The sequence below is a fragment of the Peribacillus sp. P4_C12 genome (genome assembly GCF_056402095.1).
In genome coordinates this window covers 1-19,709 of sequence record NZ_JBFUIB010000051.1, presented here as the reverse complement: position 1 = coordinate 19,709, position 19,709 = coordinate 1, and the positions used below count along the sequence as shown (strand labels likewise).

Here is a 19,709-nt window from a genome sequence, read left to right as displayed (position 1 = left end):
GAATAAATCATCATATTTGGAGAAACGAACAGAAGCTGTAATGAAGAAGGATGATAATGGGTATGTGTTTGTTTTCCAACGAGCTAAACTATTGATGCAGAACCCATTGGAATTACAGCTAATTCATGAGGTGGATGATGCTCTCCAGAAACATATTGACGTAACAGAGGACGAGGTGCAGGTAAGGGTAATTCTACCAGCCTCTTTTTTTGCTTTTTCTAAGGCAAATAATAAAAATCTGATAGGACGATGGTTATCGTCCTATCAGATTGTAAAGAAAATTAGAAATCATGAATTAACGCGTTTGCAACTAGTAGTCTGTCCAGAAAATATAGTGTTTGACCCAAGTTTGGCCCCTTATTTTCTCCATTATGGAGTAAAAGACAGTCTACCTCCTTATGAGGAAATTCAAGATCAGTTATTTCAAGAAACAAAGGCAACAATCGCAACACTTGTGGATGGGCAGTATACATTTGAACAGTATCTGCTTTACTATAAAACCCTTAAACTATCGAAGGAATCACAGAGTATAGTAACAGCAGAGACTTGGGATGAACTGGGTTTGCTTATTCAAAGTCAGATAGATGCTTTAGAGAGCGAAGAAAAAACATTTGTTCATATCCCTGAGAAAAAGTGGAAAATAGAACGTTATACACTTTGGGGAACTGTGATTGCTATAGTTCCGCTGCTGTTCTTTACGATTTACACATTATTCTTTTCCCACCCAAGGCAGGAAGCATATGTGGAAAGCGGGGAAAGTTTTTTAAAACAAAAATACAGTGAAGTCATTGACCGCTTGGAAAATTACAATCCGAAAAGTATGCCGTATGTCGTTCAATATGAACTGGCGAAGTCCTACGTCACTTATGAACCGTTGAAGGGAGTTGCAAGGAAAAATGTGGAAAATGCAATCACTTTGCAGACTGATAGTCAGTATCTCTTATATTGGATTTATATAGGCAGGGGCATGACCGAGGATGCGATCGATTTGGCGAGAATCATGGAGGATCGCGAATTGATTATGTACGGTTTGGTCAACCAGAAAGAAGAAATTAAGTTAGACGATAAACTTTCTGGAGAAGAAAGAGAGTCGCGAATTAAAGAAGTCGATAATGAGCTGACACAATATGAAAAAGAAAAAAAGGAATTGGATAAGCAAATGAAGGAGGTCGAGGAACAGAAAAATCAGGACCAGCAAAATGTAGTGGAACCAGAAGCTAAACCGACTGTAACAGAGGGAGAGAAAAAAGAGCCTGCCTCAGAAGGAAAAGAAGAAAGTAAGGAATCATCGGAAAAATCATCTGAAGAAAAAGAAAAAGAGAAAAGCAAAGAGTGAGCGTTTACAGGCCTTTTGCGGGGGTGAGATTTAATGAGTTTATTATGGATTTATTTTAAGGATACATACCAATCCTATACAATCAAGGATATTCATGCTGGTCCAATCACAATTGGATCATCACATCAGGACACGATTACCGTTTACTCTATTCCTTTCGACCAAGGCCATATTGAGCTGAGGAAACATGAAGAGCTTGATGAATATGAGGTTTATAGAGGAGACAAAAAGATTGGGGATGTAAAGCCGTTCCAGTCTTTTACTTTCCATGAGGGTTTAGAAGCAGTTGAGATATTTTACGTGGCAGGGGAATTGGAAGAAAGCCTCTATTATATTGGCAATTCGAAAGAAATTTCTTTATCAGCCAAAGCGGGAGCGACTATCCGTAAAGAAGGATTGGATTCTGAAAATGCCTTTTCCATTGTCCTTCGTCAAGGGCAGTGGCTGCTCATACCAAATGATGGACGTCTTTTTCTGAATGGCGAAAAAGTAAATAATACGGTTGCTATTCAAAATGGCGATTTGATTTGCTGGCCAAATATGGTGCTGAGGTTACTTGAAGGCGACTTATTGATGATTAATAGTGCGGATAGTTATGAAACATCCTTATCTAAAATATTGCAACCAATCTCCGAAATGAAGAAAAGCTATCCACAGTATCGACGGACACCAAGGATGATCTATGAATTGCCGGATGAGAAAGTGACGATATCATTTCCAAGCCAAGAATCGGAAGATAATAATCGAGGGTTATGGCTAATTCTTATGCCTCCGTTAATGATGCTGATTGTCATGGGGGTCATCACACTTATTCAGCCAAGGGGAATTTTCATCATCATATCGATTGTGATGTTCACAACAACTTTAGTTACCTCGACGGTGCAATATTTTAAAGACAAAAAGAAGCAAAAGTTCAGAGCTGAAAAACGTCAACGTGTGTATACACGCTATCTGGAGCAAAAGAGAGAAGAGTTACAAGAGCTTTCTGAACAGCAAAAGAAAGTGTTGCTCTATCATTATCCTTCTTTTGAAAAAATGAAGCGTCTAACTGATAACATTAGCCACCGAATTTGGGAGCGGACATTAGAAAGTGAAGACTCCCTCCACTTTAAGATTGGGACGGCGACGATACCATCGAGTTATGAGGTGGCGGTAAATAGCAACGATATGTCAAATCGGGATATAGATGATTTACTTGAGCAGTCTCAGGAACTTGTGGATATTTACAAAAACCTGGATGACCTTCCGTTAACCATTGATTTATCAAGCGGCTCTATGGGCCTTGTAGGAAAGGAATCCATTGTCAAACGGGAGCTGCAACAGCTGATTGGCCAACTGGCTTTCTTTCACAGCTATCATGATGTTCGATTTGTGGCGATTTTCCCGGAACAGGATTACCGAGAATGGGAATGGATGAAATGGCTCCCTCATTTTCAACTGCCACATGCATATGCCAAAGGCTTTATTTATAATGAGCAATCACGTGACCAGCTTTTGTCTTCGATTTATCAGCTTCTTAGGGAAAGAGATTTGGATGAGAACAAAGGGAAAGTAAGGTTTACTCCTCATTTTGTTTTTATTGTCACGGATCGAACTTTAATTTCTGAGCATGTCATTCTAGAATATTTAGAAGGTAAAGCAGACCATTTAGGTATTTCAACGATTTTTGCTGCGGATGCAAAAGAGAGTTTGACAGAGAATGTCCATACGCTTGTGAAGTATATAAATGATCGTGACGGTGAGATTCTCATTCAGCAAACGAAGGCGGTTCATACTCCTTTTACCCTCGATAAGCATACAAAAGAAGGAAATGAGCGTTATGCCCGCTTGCTTAGGTCGCTTGATCATCAAAAAGGCATGAACAATTCGATTCCAGAAACGGTATCATTCCTAGAATTGCTGAAAGCGCGAGAGGTGGGAGAGTTGCCTATCAGTCAAAACTGGCTGACCAATCAATCCTCCAAATCTTTGGCGGTGCCAATTGGATTAAAAGGAAAAACTGATAGGGTCGAATTGAACTTACATGAAAAGGCACATGGGCCTCATGGTTTGGTAGCTGGGACAACTGGTTCAGGGAAAAGTGAATTACTGCAGACCTATATCCTGTCGTTAGCCGTTCACTATCATCCCCATGAAGTTGCGTTTTTGCTTATTGACTATAAAGGTGGGGGGATGGCACAGCCCTTTAAGCAGATTCCTCATTTACTTGGGGTTATCACAAATATTGAAGGAAGCAAAAACTTCAGTGCCCGGGCGCTTGCCTCAATCAATAGCGAGTTGAAGAAACGCCAGCGCCTGTTTGACCGGTACGAGGTCAATCATATCAACGATTACACGTATTTATATAAAGAAGGGAAAGCAGATGAGCCGCTGCCGCATTTATTTTTAATATCAGATGAGTTTGCCGAACTAAAAAACGAAGAACCTGATTTCATCCGTGAATTAGTTAGTACGGCACGAATTGGACGGAGCTTAGGTGTTCACTTAATCTTGGCTACCCAAAAGCCGGGCGGTGTCATTGATAACCAGATTTGGAGTAATGCCCGTTTTAAAATTTCCTTAAAGGTGCAGGATGCCAATGATAGTAAGGAAATTTTGAAAAATAGCGATGCAGCAAATATTACCGTCACCGGTCGGGGATATTTGCAGGTAGGAAATAATGAGGTGTACGAACTGTTTCAGTCAGCTTGGAGCGGAGCCCCTTATTTAGAGGATACCGTTGGATCTGAGGATGAAGTGGCTTTCGTCACAGACCTTGGCCTTGTTCAAATCTCAAATGTAGCAGAACACATTACTAATAAGAGGAAAGAAAAGATTAGTGAAATTGAAGCCGTTGCGGATGAAATTGTAAAGACGCAGGAAGAAATGAAGATTGAGAAGTTGGCAAGTCCGTGGCTTCCGCCGCTAATGGAGCGTCTATCGAGAAATGACGAAAGAGGCCTTACGAAAAATCAGTTCCATCTAGGGATGAAAGATGAGCCTGAATTGCAGAGTCAGACAAATTACATCTATAACTGGATTGAGGATGGAAATATTGGGATTTTTGGCTCTTCCGGATACGGAAAGTCAACCACTATTTTGACGCTTCTCTTTAGTTTTGCAGATCAGTTCAACCCTGAAGAACTTCATTATTACATTTTTGATTTTGGAAACAGTGCTTTACTCCCGCTGCGACAGTTGCCTCATACAGGAGATTACTTCCGGTTTGATGAGATGAGGAAAACTGAAAAATTCATGTTATTTATGAAGGCGGAATTGGAAAGAAGGAAACAGCTTTTTTCAGAAAGAGAGCTTAGTAATATAAAACTTTATAACACGTTAACAGAGGAAAAATTGCCGATTATTTATATCATAGTTGACAATTTTGACTTAGTGAAGGATGAAATGCATGATCAGGAAGCGCAGTTCATTCAGTTTGCGCGTGATGGACAATCACTTGGGATATTCATGATTTTGACGGCGACGAGAATCAATGCCATCCGCCAGCCATTAATGAACAGTTTAAAAACGAAGATCGTCCATTATTTAATGGACAGTTCTGAACAATATTCAGTCTTGGGTAGAACACCTTATGAAAATGAGCCAGTACCGGGGCGGGCGTTGGTAAAAAAAGACCAAACATATTTGATGCAGGTCTATTTACCAGCCGACGGCGATGATGATATAGCCGTTTTGGAAAAAATGAAACATGTTGTGGCTGAGCATAAGGATAAATACAAGGAACTAGAAAAGCCACCGGCTATTCCAATGCTGCCAACACGTCTAGATTTGGCCAGCTTCAAGGCATACTACCCACAAGTAATACAGAAGGATTCCATTCCAATTGGGCTTTCAGAGGAAAGCGTCACGCCTGTTTGTGTGGATTTGAATTCGAATCCATTCCTGCTAGTCATCGGACAGTCGCGTAAAGGGAAAACAAATGTCCTTAAAGTACTCTTAGAATCGTTGCTGACTCAGTCTGTTGGGGAAATTGGTTTATTTGACGGAGTTGATCGTGGTCTCTCTCCATATGCTGCCAAGGAGAAGGTACGTTATGTAGAGACAAAAGATCAAATAACTGATTGGCTCGATCATATCAATGAAATCTTTGAGGATCGTGAACGCCAATATCTAGCAGCTTTGGAACGGAAACCAATGAAACAGCTTGAATTCCCATCTATTATTTTTGTCATAGATAGCATTTCAAGGATTCAACAAACGATTGACAGCAGAATCCAGGACAGGTTGAGTGGTTTTATGAAACAGTACAGTCATCTCGGCTTTTGTCTAATTGTGGCTGGCAACGCCAACGACTTCACCAAGGGGTATGATTCGTTGACGACCGAATTGAAACAAATCAGACAGGCTGTCTTGCTTCTGAAAAAATCAGAGCAAAGCTTGTATACGCTCTCCTATTCTAGAAAAGAAGATGAAATTCAGCCTGGTTACGGTTACTTTGTGCTGAATGGAAGGGAAAGTAAAGTTCAAATTCCACTAAGTGAATAAAGAAGGAGTGTGCAAGACAGTGTCTGAAAAAATAAGACCGATGCTATTAATCGGTAAAATATTGATAATCTTGGCTTTACCAATCCTGTTTTTCTCTTATATTGGACAAAATCCAATGAAAAAAACAGAAACGGCTTCTCGTGAAATAGCTATTGTCAATGAAGATGATGGTACGGAGTATAACAAAAATCCAATTTATGTCGGTTCAGAGCTTGTGACTACCTTGGACAAGGATTCAGAATATGATTGGTATGTGGTCAACAGAAGTACAGCGGAGAGCGGCCTTGCAAATAAAAAATATGATGCCGTTATTTATTTCCCTTCCGATTTTTCAAAGAATATTTACACGTTTGATGATGAACAGCCAGTCAAAGCTGGTATTAAGTATAAAGTCCAAACGAGCTTGAATGCGGAAAATATGGAAAAAGTGCAAAAGGAATTAGAGAAGACAAAGAACAAAATAAATAAACATATATCCACACAGTATTGGAGCTATGTTTCCCAATCGGTCGAGGACATCCGCAAGAAGTTCGATAATGTCCTTGCGAAAGAAATTACTTTTCAAAACACGATGTACGAATTTTATACCCCAAGCTCGGAAAGCCTTGCTGGGGAAATTAAACAACATAAGGATATGCTTGAAGGAGTTTTTTCCCAAACCAAGGATGCTGGGAAAACGACTAATGAAACATTAGGTGAAATAGGAAACACAAAAGCTCAAATGGCTTCCTTCTTGGAGGATGTTGTATCATTTGAGGAATATCAAAAAGCTCAGAGTAATCTTTTTATGCAGGCATCCACCCAAAATCAACAACTTATAAAAGAGAGTATTCAAGCGTATGATACGGCGATGAATGAGGGAGCCCAGACGGTACCAGAGATTCAGAAGGGGATGAATACGAAATACAGTCTAAATGACCAAGGCATTAATGAGAATGTTGAGGTTATGCAGGAGAAACTTAAGACTAGTAATGATGAATTGGAAGAGTTTTCTACCAATGTGAAAGACAAACAAGTAGAACAAATCACGAAAATTACAGGAGATCAACAAAGCTCAATTGAACAATTTAAACAATCAGAAGAAGCGGGTCTCGATACCCTTCAGGCTACCTTGTTAGAGCAACGCAGAAATCTTGCAAGTAGTTCTGGTGATGGTGGTGTAATTGGAGAAGGTACTACCCCGATAGAAGATATTGAAACAGAAACGGGAAAAGGTGAATCAGATGCTGCTCCTTCAAAGAAGGAACCAATAGATGAACTCTCGCTTCAGGGACTGCTAAACCAAATTAATAGCATTAACACCGCACTTGAAAGTTTGGTGCCGGCAGAGGGGAGTGAAGGGGCTTCAGAACAAATCAGCATTCTTACAGCAGACCTCCAAGCTGAAATCAACAGTCTTAGCGGAACAGTGAACAGCAGAACGGGAAATTATAATCAAGTCGTAACGGAGTTTAATCAACTGGTAGATTCATATAATAATTTGTTAGTACAGTTTACACAATTACAGGATGATTATAATAAACTGGGCACGAATTATAAGGATTTAGGTGACCAATGGCAAAAATCACAGGAGGATATCCAAAAGTTACAAAACATCCAGAGTATGACCATCGACGAGACCATTACTGAAATTAACAATCTGGAACAGGCCCTACTTGAAAAAGTAGGAGGAGAAAGACGAGCGGTGTTAGTGAAATTCTTTAATGATTCTATCACGAACCGTGATTCAGCAGCCCTCCTCGCCTATTATGGTTCACTTTCATCTTATACTGAACTGGCAGAAAGAGTTTCGGAAGCGAATTTAGATGAAGTATTTGCCGCCAATATAAAAGAATTAGAGAACTTAAAAGAAGGCGTTTCTGGAAACATCGATGAAGAAGCGAAACTTGTTAAAGCTAGTTTAGCAGGAGTTAATGAAAACTTTGGGATGTTCTCTGACTCCATTTTGGGTTATATAGATGAATATGATGCAAACGTCGAGTCTGGGCAGGAAGCTACATTAGCTGAATTGGCGGCTATTACAGAGAGGGCTCAAGAAGTGTCTGCTAATTTGACAGGAAATATTGAGGTTCCCGAAATAGAGGATGAACCTACAGGAAGCCTTAATGGTGAAATGTTTGTATCACTTCAAGACAATACGGCAACAACTGTCGGCTTCATTTCCGAACTTGTCAATTCTGTAGCAGAACGGCAGGACACTGTTGTGAATGATACAGCTGACCTGCAGACGAAAGTAGGGTCGGTTCAGGAAAGAGCGGACCAGCTTAATAATAATTGGTCCAAAAATGTAGAATCAACGGAAAAAATTAAGACGGATGTATATAGTGTCTTAAATAACACGCTCGTTGATGATCAGCAGAACGGGTATGTATACGAATATTTAGCGAATCCTGTTCAAATCAGCGGGGAAGTACTTCAAAAGGAAGAGGTTAAGATTCCACCAATCGTCATGTTGGTAATCATACTTATTTCGGGATTATTAATTGGTTTCTTCCTGCATCATTATGCAACAATTCCAATGATGGTGCATGCGGCGTTGTTTACTTTATTGAATCTGATAGTTGGCTTGATAATCAGCATGTATGGTTTGAAGATATATCCGCTTGGTGATATCCAGGCGATTAAATGGACCGTTTTCACTGTCCTACTTTTATTCTTCTGTTCAGCGTTTACTCGACTAGCCTTCTCCATTGGGCCGTTTGTAGGTGCTATCCTTGTAATTGGCTTGATCAGTTTCTTTACCATCCCATTACTAGATTTGATCATGCCTAATTTCAATGTGGACCATCCGGTGGCAGATGTATATATGTCTATTCAATTCGATAGTCAGTTGGCCTTTCTACCAGCTGTTGTTATCTTGAGCATACTCACGCTTATTGGGTCAATCATTCCATATTTAATGAAACGTTTTACAGAAAGAAGAGAAATGGCCTATGAAGCGGAATAAATATTTATTTCTAGCCTTGTTAATTTTATTCTTTAGCCAGCCAACCAATGGGCATGCAGAAGAGGAACCCATAGTGGAGCCGAATGAGTATCATGAAAAGAATATTGATATTCAAACGGAGTATTTTCATGAGGAAGAATTATTGAAACAGAAGCAAAGGCTGCCGGATGAACAAAAGGATCTTACTTTTGAAAGAGGGAAATATGATGTTTTAGACTCGACGAAGGACTCTCTGTTCCTTTCTCCTGTAACGGAGAACAATAATACAATTGCTTCGAAAGCAGAACAACTGGGATTATTTTCAGAAGTGAACATTCGAACGAGGAGCAATGAAGGAACAGAGTCTTCCGTTAGTATTGATTTGACGCTTTTGCTCGGTATCGTTTTAGCACTAGCTGTTATTTGTTTGTTTTTTATACTTATCCCGAAAATGGGGAAGCTGAATGAAGAAGTGAAACGAAAATAAAAATGGCCCGATTCCTGAAGAAAGTCAGAATCGGGCTTTTTTTGTTACATATCTAGAAAGGTTTTAAGAATCCCTAAAAGAAGGGCAACTGCTAAGACCCATATAAAGAATTTTTTATACATGATCATTACCTCGAATTTTTTATGATTAGATTGCATTCATTTTAGCATAAAGATGAAAGAAGAGCAGGTGGTTCGTTATTTGCAAAGGGAGACCTTAAAAGAGAAATATAAGGGATTAGCGATGGAGGGTGGCTGCTCCTGAAGAGTGTGTGGTTGTAGCGAAGGAGACTTCAGAGAAGCAGGGCAGAAAAAGGAAAGGATGCCCCAAGAACTTTGGAACATCCTTCTTTCGCATTATTTAAATAAGTCTGGATAAACGGTCTTTGCTGCGAGCTCTACAGCTTCACCAATCCTCGGTCCAGGACGTGACATAATATTTTCATCTAGTAGATAGACTTGATCATTTTTCACAGCGTTGATATCTTCCCAGCCTTTACGGGATTTAATTTCATCAACAGCATCATCTGCATAGGTAGCAGTTGTAATGATAGCATTAGGGTTTCGTTTGACAATTTCTTCATCTGAAACCTTAACCCAGCCTTTTTGGTCGGCAAAGATGTTTTCAATGCCTGCAGTTTTTAGAATTTCTTGTTGGAAGGTTTCCGATCCTGTTGTATAGATTTCTGGAGCTGGACTAATTTCAAAGTAAGTTTTTTCCTTTTCATCTAATGTTTCAATTTTTTCTTCAACACTTGTAATTTGGGTTTGGATATCTTTCACTAATTCTTCGCCTTTTTTAGTAACGCCCATGACATCAGCGATTTGCCCAATATCTCCATAAACATCATCAAAATTTGTCGCGGATTTTATAATGAATACTGGGATTCCAGCATCTTCAAGTGGCTTCAGCGTCGTTTCATCACCAATGGTATAAGCAATAACGGCATCTGGTTTTAAGGAAATAATTTTCTCTGCATTGATATTCACCGAGTCGGAAACATGTTCAATATCTTTTGCTTCCTCTGGATAATTATCGAAGTCGGTCACGCCAACGACCTTATCCCCCAGCCCTAGTTTAAATAAAATTTCTGTATTACTTGGTTGAAGTGAAACTACTGTTTCCGGAACTTTATCAAATTTTATTTTCTTTCCAGTATCATCGGTAACGGTATAGGCTTTGACTTCTTCTGTCTTATTAGTATCTTTCTTTTCCTTTGCCGTCTGGTCATCCGTTACTCCACATCCGGTAAGGAAAAGGGCAAGTATCAAGGTGGAAATCCAACTAAATCGTATGCTTCTCTTCATTATTTATTCCTCCGTTTTCTTCTTCATTGGTTTGGTTGGGTATGATTTACTGATAAAAGCAATCTCCTCAATACCATGTTGCTTATTGACGTAGACAGCCATCACGAATAGAACATTTGCAAGCAAATGGGCGTAATCAAAGAGAATTTCAGGGATTTCTCTTTCTAAACTAACCTTGTGTAAAGCACGGACCGACTTTTTGGCTTCACTACGGCAAGTATGCAGAACACAGGCGGCGGTTGACCCTTGCGGAAGCACGAATGTCTCAATATGCTCTTTAACTTCTACGACATAATGGTCGTAGATTGCACTTAGACGTTTCAGATCATTGTCGGTAATGGCCAATTTCCCACGGACTGAACCATTTAAATGATAAGTCATCGGCAACAATTCCATTAAATCTCGGTATACATCCGGAACATCCTTTGTAAGCGAGGCGGCCAAGCCAATTTGTGTCGTCAAAGAGTCGGTACGTATTTCATATCGACGGTAGACACGGATTCGCGCATGTATGGATAGCATAAAAAACGAAAATCCTTCTTTGCCATAACTCTTCCTCCTCTTCATAGTTAGATGAATCACCTCGGTATCGCTTTTCTCAGTAAAAGAAAAAGCCGACCAAGGGCATTGGTCGGCATCAATCACCTATGTATCTGTAACAGAAAAAGATGGAAGATTGCCGTACAATCCTCCTATCTTCCGAAGAGCAGAATACGATAAAAAAGGCAGGTCTCCTGGCTCGTGCGTCATTTTACTCTAAGAACCTTCCCATTTGAACAGGATGAATGGTTATCGATGTGAATCTTTATCCTCAAACAGTGGTATTTATCTTATTTCATTAGCACTTACAGTTGCGGAAACAGCTTCGGTTTTACACCAAATTCCCTATTAAGCTGACAAGTCAGCACCTTTTTCTGCAAGGTTTATATTCACTTAGCAACAGTTTACCATACCTTTTTCCTAAAGCAGTATGAATATTTTTAGAGAAATTCGTTTATGGTTTGCGAATTATCTAGTAAACTTACAATGTAAGGTTTAATTGGATGTTAATGTAAAACGTATATCGAGTATAAAGAATATATAATAGGTGTTATATAAGAGTAATAGGGTAATTTCAGGAGGTAGAGAATGATTTATAAGCAGGTAAATCAAAAACTGGAAAAGATTTTAGGGAATATTGAAAAAGTGATTATTGGAAAACGAGATATAGCAGAACTGAGCATCGTGGCACTTCTTTCTGGGGGGCATGTTTTATTGGAGGATGTTCCTGGTGTAGGTAAGACTGTCATGGTCAGAGCACTGGCAAGATCGATAGGCGCAAACTTTAAGCGTATACAATTCACACCTGATTTACTACCTTCAGATGTAACGGGTGTTTCAATTTTCAATCCAAAGGAACAAGAATTTATTTTTAGACCAGGACCAATCATGGGCCATATTATTTTAGCCGATGAGATAAACCGGACATCGCCCAAAACACAATCTGCCTTGCTTGAAGCAATGGAAGAGGCAAGTGTGACGGTTGATGGGGTTACAAGGGGATTGGAGAAACCCTTTTTCGTTATGGCAACACAAAATCCCATTGAGTACGAAGGAACATACCCACTTCCCGAGGCGCAATTGGATCGTTTTCTATTAAAAATGAAAATGGGCTATCCGGGTGTGGACGAAGAAATTGAGGTTTTGCACCGAGCTCAATATGCCGCACCACTTGAAGAGTTAGAATCTGTTATTACTTTAGAGGAATTAATAGCTTTACAGGAAGAGGCTAAAGCAGTGATAGTGGATGACACGATAAAGCGGTATATTGTTAATTTGGCTAATCGATCTCGTACGCATGAGAGAGTATATTTAGGGGTGAGTCCACGTGGATCGATTGCATTGATGAAGGCGGCCCAAGCTTATGCACTTTTGCAGGGCAGAGATTATGTTCTACCGGATGATGTGCAATATTTAGTACCGTTCGTGTTTGCCCACAGACTTATCCTGAAGCCAGAAGCGAATTATGAGGGAGTGGATGCTGGCATGGTGATTCACGAGATTGTTGCGACGATTCAAGTGCCTGTGAAGAGAGCTGTGACCTAATGCGGAACTTGATTAGCATCTTAAAGGAAAACATGAGTGTGATTGGCTTGTTATTACTTATAGCGATTTCCTTTTCTTTTGCGATGTTTCAAGGCGGTTTTGTCAGTTGGTTTATTTTTTATACATTTTTGCCGTTCACTGTGTACTCTACGATTCTACTTTTTTATCCGATTAATAACATTATCGTTGAGAGAAAGGTCAGTAAAAGAGAATGCCGAGCAGGCGATTCTGTAGAAATAGCTTTAACTGTTACCCGTAAAAACAGGCTGCCTCTTTTATATTTGATGGTAGAGGAAGAGTTGCCGAAGGAATTGGAAAATAGGGGGATGCAAAGCAAAACACTTGTCTTTCCGGGTTTCAGGCATACCTTCAGTATGACATATACTTTGGACAATTTGCCACGGGGTGAGCATACATTTCAAACAATCCGTTTCAGGACAGGAGACTTTTTTGGCGTCTTTGAAAAGGAAGCGACATATAATTTACCTTTAAAAATCACTGTTTTCCCTTCATATCATGAGCTTACCTACAGAGATTTTGAGCGCGTATTCAATCAGGGACAAGTGGGATTGACAAAAAAAACACAGCGAGAACATTCAGTAGTGTCTGGCGTAAGAGAGTATCAGCCAGGTGATCAGTTGTCCTGGATTAACTGGAAGGCAACGGCTAAAACAAGTGAAATCATGACAAAGGAATTTGAAGTTCAGAAAAACCGTGATGTGTTTATCGTGCTTGATAATCAGGAATCGCTTTTCTTCGAAGAAGCAATTGTAATGACGGCTTCCTTTGTACATGTCATGTTAAAAAAAGGCATAGAGATTGGTTTCGCTAGTACGGGATCGAGGCAAATCTTACCGACTGGAGGAGGCAATAACCAGAAACGAAAGATTTTTTACCGCCTTGCTAAAGAAAAACCGAGTAGGATAACCACTTGGAACGGGATCATAAGGAAGGAAATTCTGCCGGCCAACGCAGCTGTGATTTTCATTGTCTCGGAATTAACATTAGAAAAGGTAGAAGTATTGAGTGCATTCCGCGCTAATCAAGGATTAACGTTGTTTTGTGTGAAAAACCCAGCAGACTTTACAGATGAGGAAAAAAAATCAAGATCCGCAGCAGTATCACGGGGAATAAAGGTTTGCTTTCTTGAACAGGGGTATCTGCAACACGACAGACGAGAGGTGATGATGAAATGAATGTTTCAACCCCCTTGTTGGAAAAGTGGATGCATGTTCTTCTGTATACCTTTGGTCTGTTGTTGATCACAGAATGGTTAAGGCCTGTTGAGAAACTCACGGATACAGGGAATATTGTTGTTTTTGTTCTGTTTGTGATTTTTTCCCTACTACTGCATTATTTCCACTTCCATTGGCTAATCCGCTGTACCCTCTTAAGTGTTTATATAATGATTTCAGTACAGTTTCTTCATTCGAAAACCGCTTTATTTGAATTTTCATGGTTTAAAGGCTATCTGCTTGATTTCACAGCCAATCTATCAAATATATACGATGGAAAATGGGAGTTACTTTCAAATCCATTTCGAACTTTTCTATTTTTCTTGCTTCTTTGGCTTGTGACATATTTGATTCATTACTGGGTGATGGTGAAGCAAAGTATCTTTTTCTTTTTTATGTTAACGGTGATTTTTATATCGATACTTGATACATTTACTCCCTATGATGGTGATAAGGCAATGATAAGAATCATCATTATTGGTTTTGCAATGCTCGGTCTGCTGGCCTTGATGCGTCTGTCCATTCAGGAGCAGCTTAGGTTTTCAAGGGCTCCTATCAAGAAATGGATCTTGATCCTTACGGGTATGATTGTGATAAGTGTCCTTTTCGGTTTTGGTGCCCCTAAGTTCTCTCCACAATGGCCGGATCCAGTTCCGTATATTACTTCTTATTCAGATAAAGTGATGAAAGAAGATAGTAGTTCCACAGACAAAAGGGTGGGGTATGATGAAGATGATTCGGAACTTGGCGGATCGATAGAGCCAGATAGTTCTATTGTCTTTTATAACAATGCTCCTGCAGGTCATTACTGGAAAGTGGAGAACAAAGATGTCTATACTGGAAAAGGATGGGTTTCCTTAGAGGGAATAGACTTTTTTACTTTTTCTAACGGCCAGGAAATGACTTCGTTAAATACTTACGATATTCCGGAGGTAGTAAAAGCAGATGAAATGTCAGCGAGAGTATCCATGATGGAATTGTATTCTCATATTCTTCATCCGCAGTCAGGTTATTTAAAAAAGGTCGAGGGTAAAAAAGGAAAAGAGTTCAAGTTTTATAAGGATATGGACAAAATCATATCCGAAAAGGAAGACGGCGAAAGCCTTCTATTGAAGGAATATGAAATGACCTACGATATGCCGAGGTTTGATATGGCTGAGCTAAGGAAGGTCACAGAGCCGGATGAAACGATGGGTGTCTTAATGGATAAAAATACTCAGCTTCCAGAGGGCTTACCTAATCGAATATATGAATTGGCATCGCAGCTTACAATTAATGAAACAAATTGGTACGATAAAGCGAAAGCCATTGAAAATTATTTTGATGGTCCAGATTTTGTTTATTCAAAGGATGATGTTGCGTATCCGGGGGCAAATCAAGATTATGTCGATCAATTTTTATTCGAGACCCAGATTGGATATTGCGACAACTATTCAACTGCAATGGTCGTCTTACTACGTGCCGCCAATATACCGGCTAGGTGGGTAAAGGGTTATACTGAAGGAGAAAAATCAATTTATAAGGGTGAATCCGTTTATAAGGTAACGAATAATAATGCTCATTCCTGGGTAGAAGTTTATTTTTCTGGAATTGGCTGGATTCCCTTTGAACCAACAAAGGGATTCACTGGAGAAGTTGAATTTTACAATTCGGACTTGAAACAGGATGATATAAAGAATTCGGAGACGGACACTCCAGCTAATGCAGAGCAGAAAAAGATGGAGACTAGTGAACGTCATGATACTCCTGATAAGGATACTCTAGCATCTAGAGACAGGTTTGTGGGAAGCCAGGAAGGAATCGTGAAATGGACTTCTATCACTCTCATAAGTTTGTTGATGCTTGTGACAATTGGTTATTTCTCTAGAAGGAAGTGGATTCCGCACCTGCAGATTCTCCGCTATAAAAAGAAATCTGGCTCTCATTTTACGACGGCCTATCTATTATTATTGAAACAATTAAAACGAGCTGGTTTAGCGCGTCCAGAAGGGCAAACGTTAAGGGAGTACGCCGCATATGTGGATGCAGTGTACGGTACAGATGAGATGCAGAAGTTGACAGCTCGTTACGAATTAATAATTTACCGTGGAGACGTTGAAAATGGCGAATGGGAGCACTTACAAATCGGTTGGGAAAGCTTAATGAAAAAAACTAGCTCTTGACCAGCTTTTTATTATATTGATACAATAACTTAAACTAATATATCCTTCATATATCCTCGATAATATGGATCGAAAGTTTCTACCGAATCACCGTAAATGATTTGACTATGAAGGCGGATTTTAACAGGAAAGCTGAAAATCTGCCTTCGTCTGTACTTTTTGTGTATTTTTGAGGGTGGATTTTTAGTTTTTCTTTTTTTATGATAATATTTTTTATAAGAAACTATCACTCGATTTTTTGGGTGAATTACATTGATAGAGGTGACGTTTGTGCCGGGGAAAACAGAATTGCAAAAAAACCAGGAAATGATCGTAGTACTTGATTTCGGAAGCCAATATAATCAATTGATTACTCGTCGTATTCGTGAATTTGGTGTGTACAGTGAGCTTCATCCTCATACAATTACAGCAGAAGAAATTCTAAAAATGAATCCAACTGGGATTATTTTTTCAGGCGGTCCGAACAGTGTGTATGATGCATCTGCATTTGGCTGCGATGAGCGCATTTTCGAATTAGGTCTGCCGATTTTTGGTATTTGTTATGGTATGCAGCTAATGACGAAACATTTTGGCGGAAAAGTGGAACCAGCTAAAAACCGTGAATACGGAAAAGCAACACTTGCCATTCAAAATGATTCTAAGTTATTCGGCGATCTGCCAAAAGAACAAATTGTCTGGATGAGCCATGGTGATTTAGTTGTCGAAACGCCTGAAGGTTTCACCATCGATGGAACGAACCCATCTTGCCCGATCTCAGCTATGAGTGATGAGTCACGTAAATTGTATGCAGTACAATTCCATCCAGAAGTACGTCATTCTGTATACGGAAATGATATTTTGAAAAATTTCGTATTTGGCGTTTGTGGTTGCAAAGGCGACTGGTCCATGGAAAACTTCATTGAAGTCGAAATGGAAAAAATCCGTCAAACGGTCGGGGATAAAAAAGTACTATGCGCCTTGAGCGGCGGAGTGGATTCATCCGTTGTTGCTGTATTGATCCATAAGGCAATTGGCGATCAGTTAACATGTATTTTCGTTGATCATGGATTATTGCGTAAAGGGGAAGCCGAAGGTGTAATGGAAACATTCAGTGAAGGCTTTAATATGAACGTAATAAAGGTCGATGCATCAGAGCGTTTCCTTTCGAAACTTGCTGGCGTTTCCGATCCGGAACAAAAACGGAAAATTATCGGTAATGAGTTCATCTACGTATTCGATGATGAAGCAACGAAGCTTGAAGGTATTGATTTCCTTGCACAAGGAACACTTTACACAGACATTATTGAAAGTGGTACGGCTACTGCACAAACAATTAAATCGCATCATAACGTTGGCGGTCTGCCGGAAGATATGCAATTTAAATTGATTGAGCCATTGAATACTTTATTCAAAGATGAAGTGCGTGCTCTTGGAAGCGAAATGGGGATTCCAGATGAAATCGTTTGGCGTCAGCCGTTCCCTGGTCCTGGTTTAGGTATTCGTGTATTAGGGGAAATATCGGATGAAAAACTTGAAATCGTTCGTGAATCTGATCATATCTTACGTGAAGAAATTAAAAAGAATGGTTTGGAACGTGAAATCTGGCAGTACTTCACGGTGCTTCCTAATATCCGTAGTGTAGGGGTCATGGGCGATGCTCGTACGTATGATTACACAATTGGTATTCGTGCGGTTACATCCATTGACGGAATGACTTCAGATTGGGCTAGAATTCCATGGGATGTACTTGAAATCATCTCAACAAGAATCGTTAATGAAGTAAACCACGTAAACCGCGTCGTGTATGACATTACGTCTAAGCCACCTGCAACAATCGAGTGGGAATAGAATAAAAACATCTGATCAGTGAAGGGTTTAACCTTCACTGATTTTTTTATTTAAGTTAAGTTGCTCCATTTATCCAGTTTTAGCATGATTCGTTTATTAAAATAGGTTTCCTAGATTAGTGAAAAAGGGGAAGGATAGGTTGAATGCTTACATTTTACGTATGTTTATGGGTGTATTATCATGATAATTAGGATAAAAAGCGAACATTGTCTAAAATTACATATAAAATATTCGTTTAAGATATTGACGATTATTTTTGTGACTGGTACACTATACCTATAATAATAAAAAACATAATTGTCGTATAATATTGGGGATATGGCCCAAAAGTTTCTACCAAGCTGCCGTTAACAGCTTGACTACGATGTGAATGAATTGGTGAGTTAGGATAACTGCCACTTCTTTACATATTAGTAGTCAAGCCCGGTTCGGAAGCGAATGGGGCATTTTCCTTTTGGCTTACGATTCTATGATAGGGGAGACTCATTAATGAAGAATTACTTTCGGTTTAATGAACTGGGAACTAATTATCGTCGGGAAATACTGGGTGGTCTAACAACGTTCCTTTCTATGGCGTATATCCTGGTTGTAAACCCTGTGATGTTAACTTTACAAAGCATCGAGGACTACCCAGATGAATTAAGAATGGATTACGGAGCAGTTTTTGCCGCGACAGCCTTAGCCGCTGCGATAGGTTCAATACTGATGGGGCTCATAGCTAGGTATCCAATATCTCTTGCTCCAGGTATGGGCTTGAATGCATTCTTTGCTTTTACCGTTGTACTTGGTTTTGGAATACCATGGCAGACAGCTCTAACAGGAGTTTTGATCTCAGGGATAATCTTCGTTCTACTGTCTCTATCAGGAATACGAGAGAAAATTATTAATGCAATTCCAGTTGAATTGAAATATGCGGTTGGAGCGGGTATTGGTTTGTTCATTACCTTTGTAGGGTTCCAAAATGCAGGAATTATTACGAATGATGATAGCGTGCTTGTCGGTCTAGGTGACCTAACATCAGGAAATACTTTATTGGCTGTGTTCGGGATTGTCGTAACTGTTATATTAATGACAAAAGGCGTAAAAAGCGGCGTGTTCATAGGGATGGTCATTACGGCTATCGCAGGAATGATATTTGGACAAGTGCCGGTTCCAGATAAAATAATCGGGGCAGTTCCAAGCATTGCACCAACATTTGGAGTTGCATTTGATGCATTCGGAAATCCAGGTGAGCTATTCACTGGTCAAATGTTAATCGTTATTTTAACCTTCTTATTTGTAGCGTTCTTTGATACAGCTGGTACGTTAGTGGCTGTTGCTCAGCAAGCAGGTTTGATGAAGGATAATATTCTTCCGAGAGTAGGTAAAGGGTTGCTTGCTGATTCTCTATCCATAGTTTCAGGTGCAATTCTAGGAACATCAACTACAACATCTTATGTAGAGTCAACATCGGGTGTTGCTGCTGGTGCCCGAAGCGGTTTTGCAGCTGTGGTTACAGGTTTGCTATTTGTCCTATCCCTTTTCTTCTTCCCGCTTCTTTCCGTTGTGACATCAGCGGTAACTGCGCCAGCGTTGGTTATAGTGGGTGTATTAATGGCATCTTCACTTAAAAACATTGACTGGCATAAGTTTGAAGTGGCAGTACCAGCCTTCTTCACAGTTATCATGATGCCGATGACATATTCGATTGCAACAGGGATTGCTTGTGGTTTTATCTTTTATCCCATCACGATGTCAATGAAAGGGAGAGCGAAAGAAGTTCATCCAATTATGTGGGGTCTTGGAGTCGTCTTCCTTCTATACTTTATTTTCTTGAAGTAATAATAAGAGCAAGTGAGAGGGGGTCCCGTTTATGGGGC

10 protein-coding genes, 1 pseudogene and 3 riboswitches are annotated in these 19,709 nt (G+C 39.7%); of the genes and pseudogenes, 9 read left to right on the top strand and 2 right to left on the bottom strand.

Translation table 11 applies throughout. The annotated features are described in order from the left end of the window. The 4 genes from essB to essA all read left to right on the top strand — a co-directional run. Positions 1-1,336, top strand: a 1,336-nt coding sequence (gene essB, locus AC1DUW_RS10580; protein ID WP_477642490.1) for a type VII secretion protein EssB, incomplete at its 5' end; no start/stop codon positions are given. Between the two features lie 33 nt (positions 1,337-1,369). After that, positions 1,370-5,821: a type VII secretion protein EssC gene (gene essC / locus AC1DUW_RS10575; RefSeq protein WP_053348909.1), complete on the top strand. Its 4,452-nt coding sequence runs from the start codon at positions 1,370-1,372 to the stop codon at positions 5,819-5,821. Positions 5,822-5,840: 19 nt separating this feature from the next. Next, the gene (gene esaA, locus AC1DUW_RS10570; RefSeq protein ID WP_053348908.1) at positions 5,841-8,768 is read left to right on the top strand and encodes a type VII secretion protein EsaA; all 2,928 of its coding nucleotides are present in this window, start codon (positions 5,841-5,843) and stop codon (positions 8,766-8,768) included. Beyond that, the gene (gene essA, locus AC1DUW_RS10565; RefSeq protein ID WP_053348907.1) at positions 8,755-9,234 is read left to right on the top strand and encodes a type VII secretion protein EssA; all 480 of its coding nucleotides are present in this window, start codon (positions 8,755-8,757) and stop codon (positions 9,232-9,234) included. The genes esaA and essA overlap by 14 nt, the downstream gene beginning before the upstream one ends. Positions 9,235-9,590: 356 nt before the next feature. Here essA and AC1DUW_RS10560 read toward each other — a convergent pair whose 3' ends face one another. Together AC1DUW_RS10560 and AC1DUW_RS10555 are read right to left on the bottom strand one after the other, a co-directional pair. Continuing rightward, positions 9,591-10,541: an ABC transporter substrate-binding protein gene (locus tag AC1DUW_RS10560; RefSeq protein ID WP_053348906.1), complete on the bottom strand. Its 951-nt coding sequence runs from the start codon at positions 10,539-10,541 to the stop codon at positions 9,591-9,593. 3 nt (positions 10,542-10,544) lie between these two features. Continuing rightward, positions 10,545-11,089, bottom strand: a pseudogene (locus tag AC1DUW_RS10555) (hypothetical protein). 159 nt (positions 11,090-11,248) lie between these two features. Continuing rightward, a riboswitch (cobalamin riboswitch) is annotated at positions 11,249-11,468 on the bottom strand. A gap of 201 nt (positions 11,469-11,669) precedes the next feature. Here AC1DUW_RS10555 and AC1DUW_RS10550 point away from each other — a divergent pair. From AC1DUW_RS10550 to AC1DUW_RS10530, 5 genes are all read left to right on the top strand, one after another. After that, positions 11,670-12,626 carry an AAA family ATPase gene (locus tag AC1DUW_RS10550; protein ID WP_053348904.1) on the top strand — a complete coding sequence of 319 codons (957 nt, stop codon included), beginning with the start codon at positions 11,670-11,672 and terminating at the stop codon, positions 12,624-12,626. Further along, entirely contained in the window at positions 12,626-13,822 is a 1,197-nt protein-coding gene (locus tag AC1DUW_RS10545; protein ID WP_053348903.1) for a DUF58 domain-containing protein, read from the top strand. The genes AC1DUW_RS10550 and AC1DUW_RS10545 overlap by 1 nt, the downstream gene beginning before the upstream one ends. Further along, positions 13,819-16,023: a DUF4129 domain-containing transglutaminase family protein gene (locus AC1DUW_RS10540; protein WP_053348902.1), complete on the top strand. Its 2,205-nt coding sequence runs from the start codon at positions 13,819-13,821 to the stop codon at positions 16,021-16,023. Before AC1DUW_RS10545 ends, AC1DUW_RS10540 begins: the two co-directional genes overlap by 4 nt. 26 nt (positions 16,024-16,049) lie before the next feature. Further along, positions 16,050-16,151: riboswitch (purine riboswitch) on the top strand. A gap of 178 nt (positions 16,152-16,329) precedes the next feature. Beyond that, positions 16,330-17,850: a glutamine-hydrolyzing GMP synthase gene (gene guaA, locus AC1DUW_RS10535; protein WP_162878880.1), complete on the top strand. Its 1,521-nt coding sequence runs from the start codon at positions 16,330-16,332 to the stop codon at positions 17,848-17,850. A 280-nt stretch (positions 17,851-18,130) separates the two neighbouring features. After that, a riboswitch (purine riboswitch) is annotated at positions 18,131-18,232 on the top strand. Positions 18,233-18,339: 107 nt separating this feature from the next. Next, on the top strand, positions 18,340-19,671 hold the full coding sequence (locus tag AC1DUW_RS10530; RefSeq protein ID WP_053348900.1) for an NCS2 family permease: 1,332 nt from the start codon (positions 18,340-18,342) through the stop codon (positions 19,669-19,671). Positions 19,672-19,709: the final 38 nt, after the last annotated feature.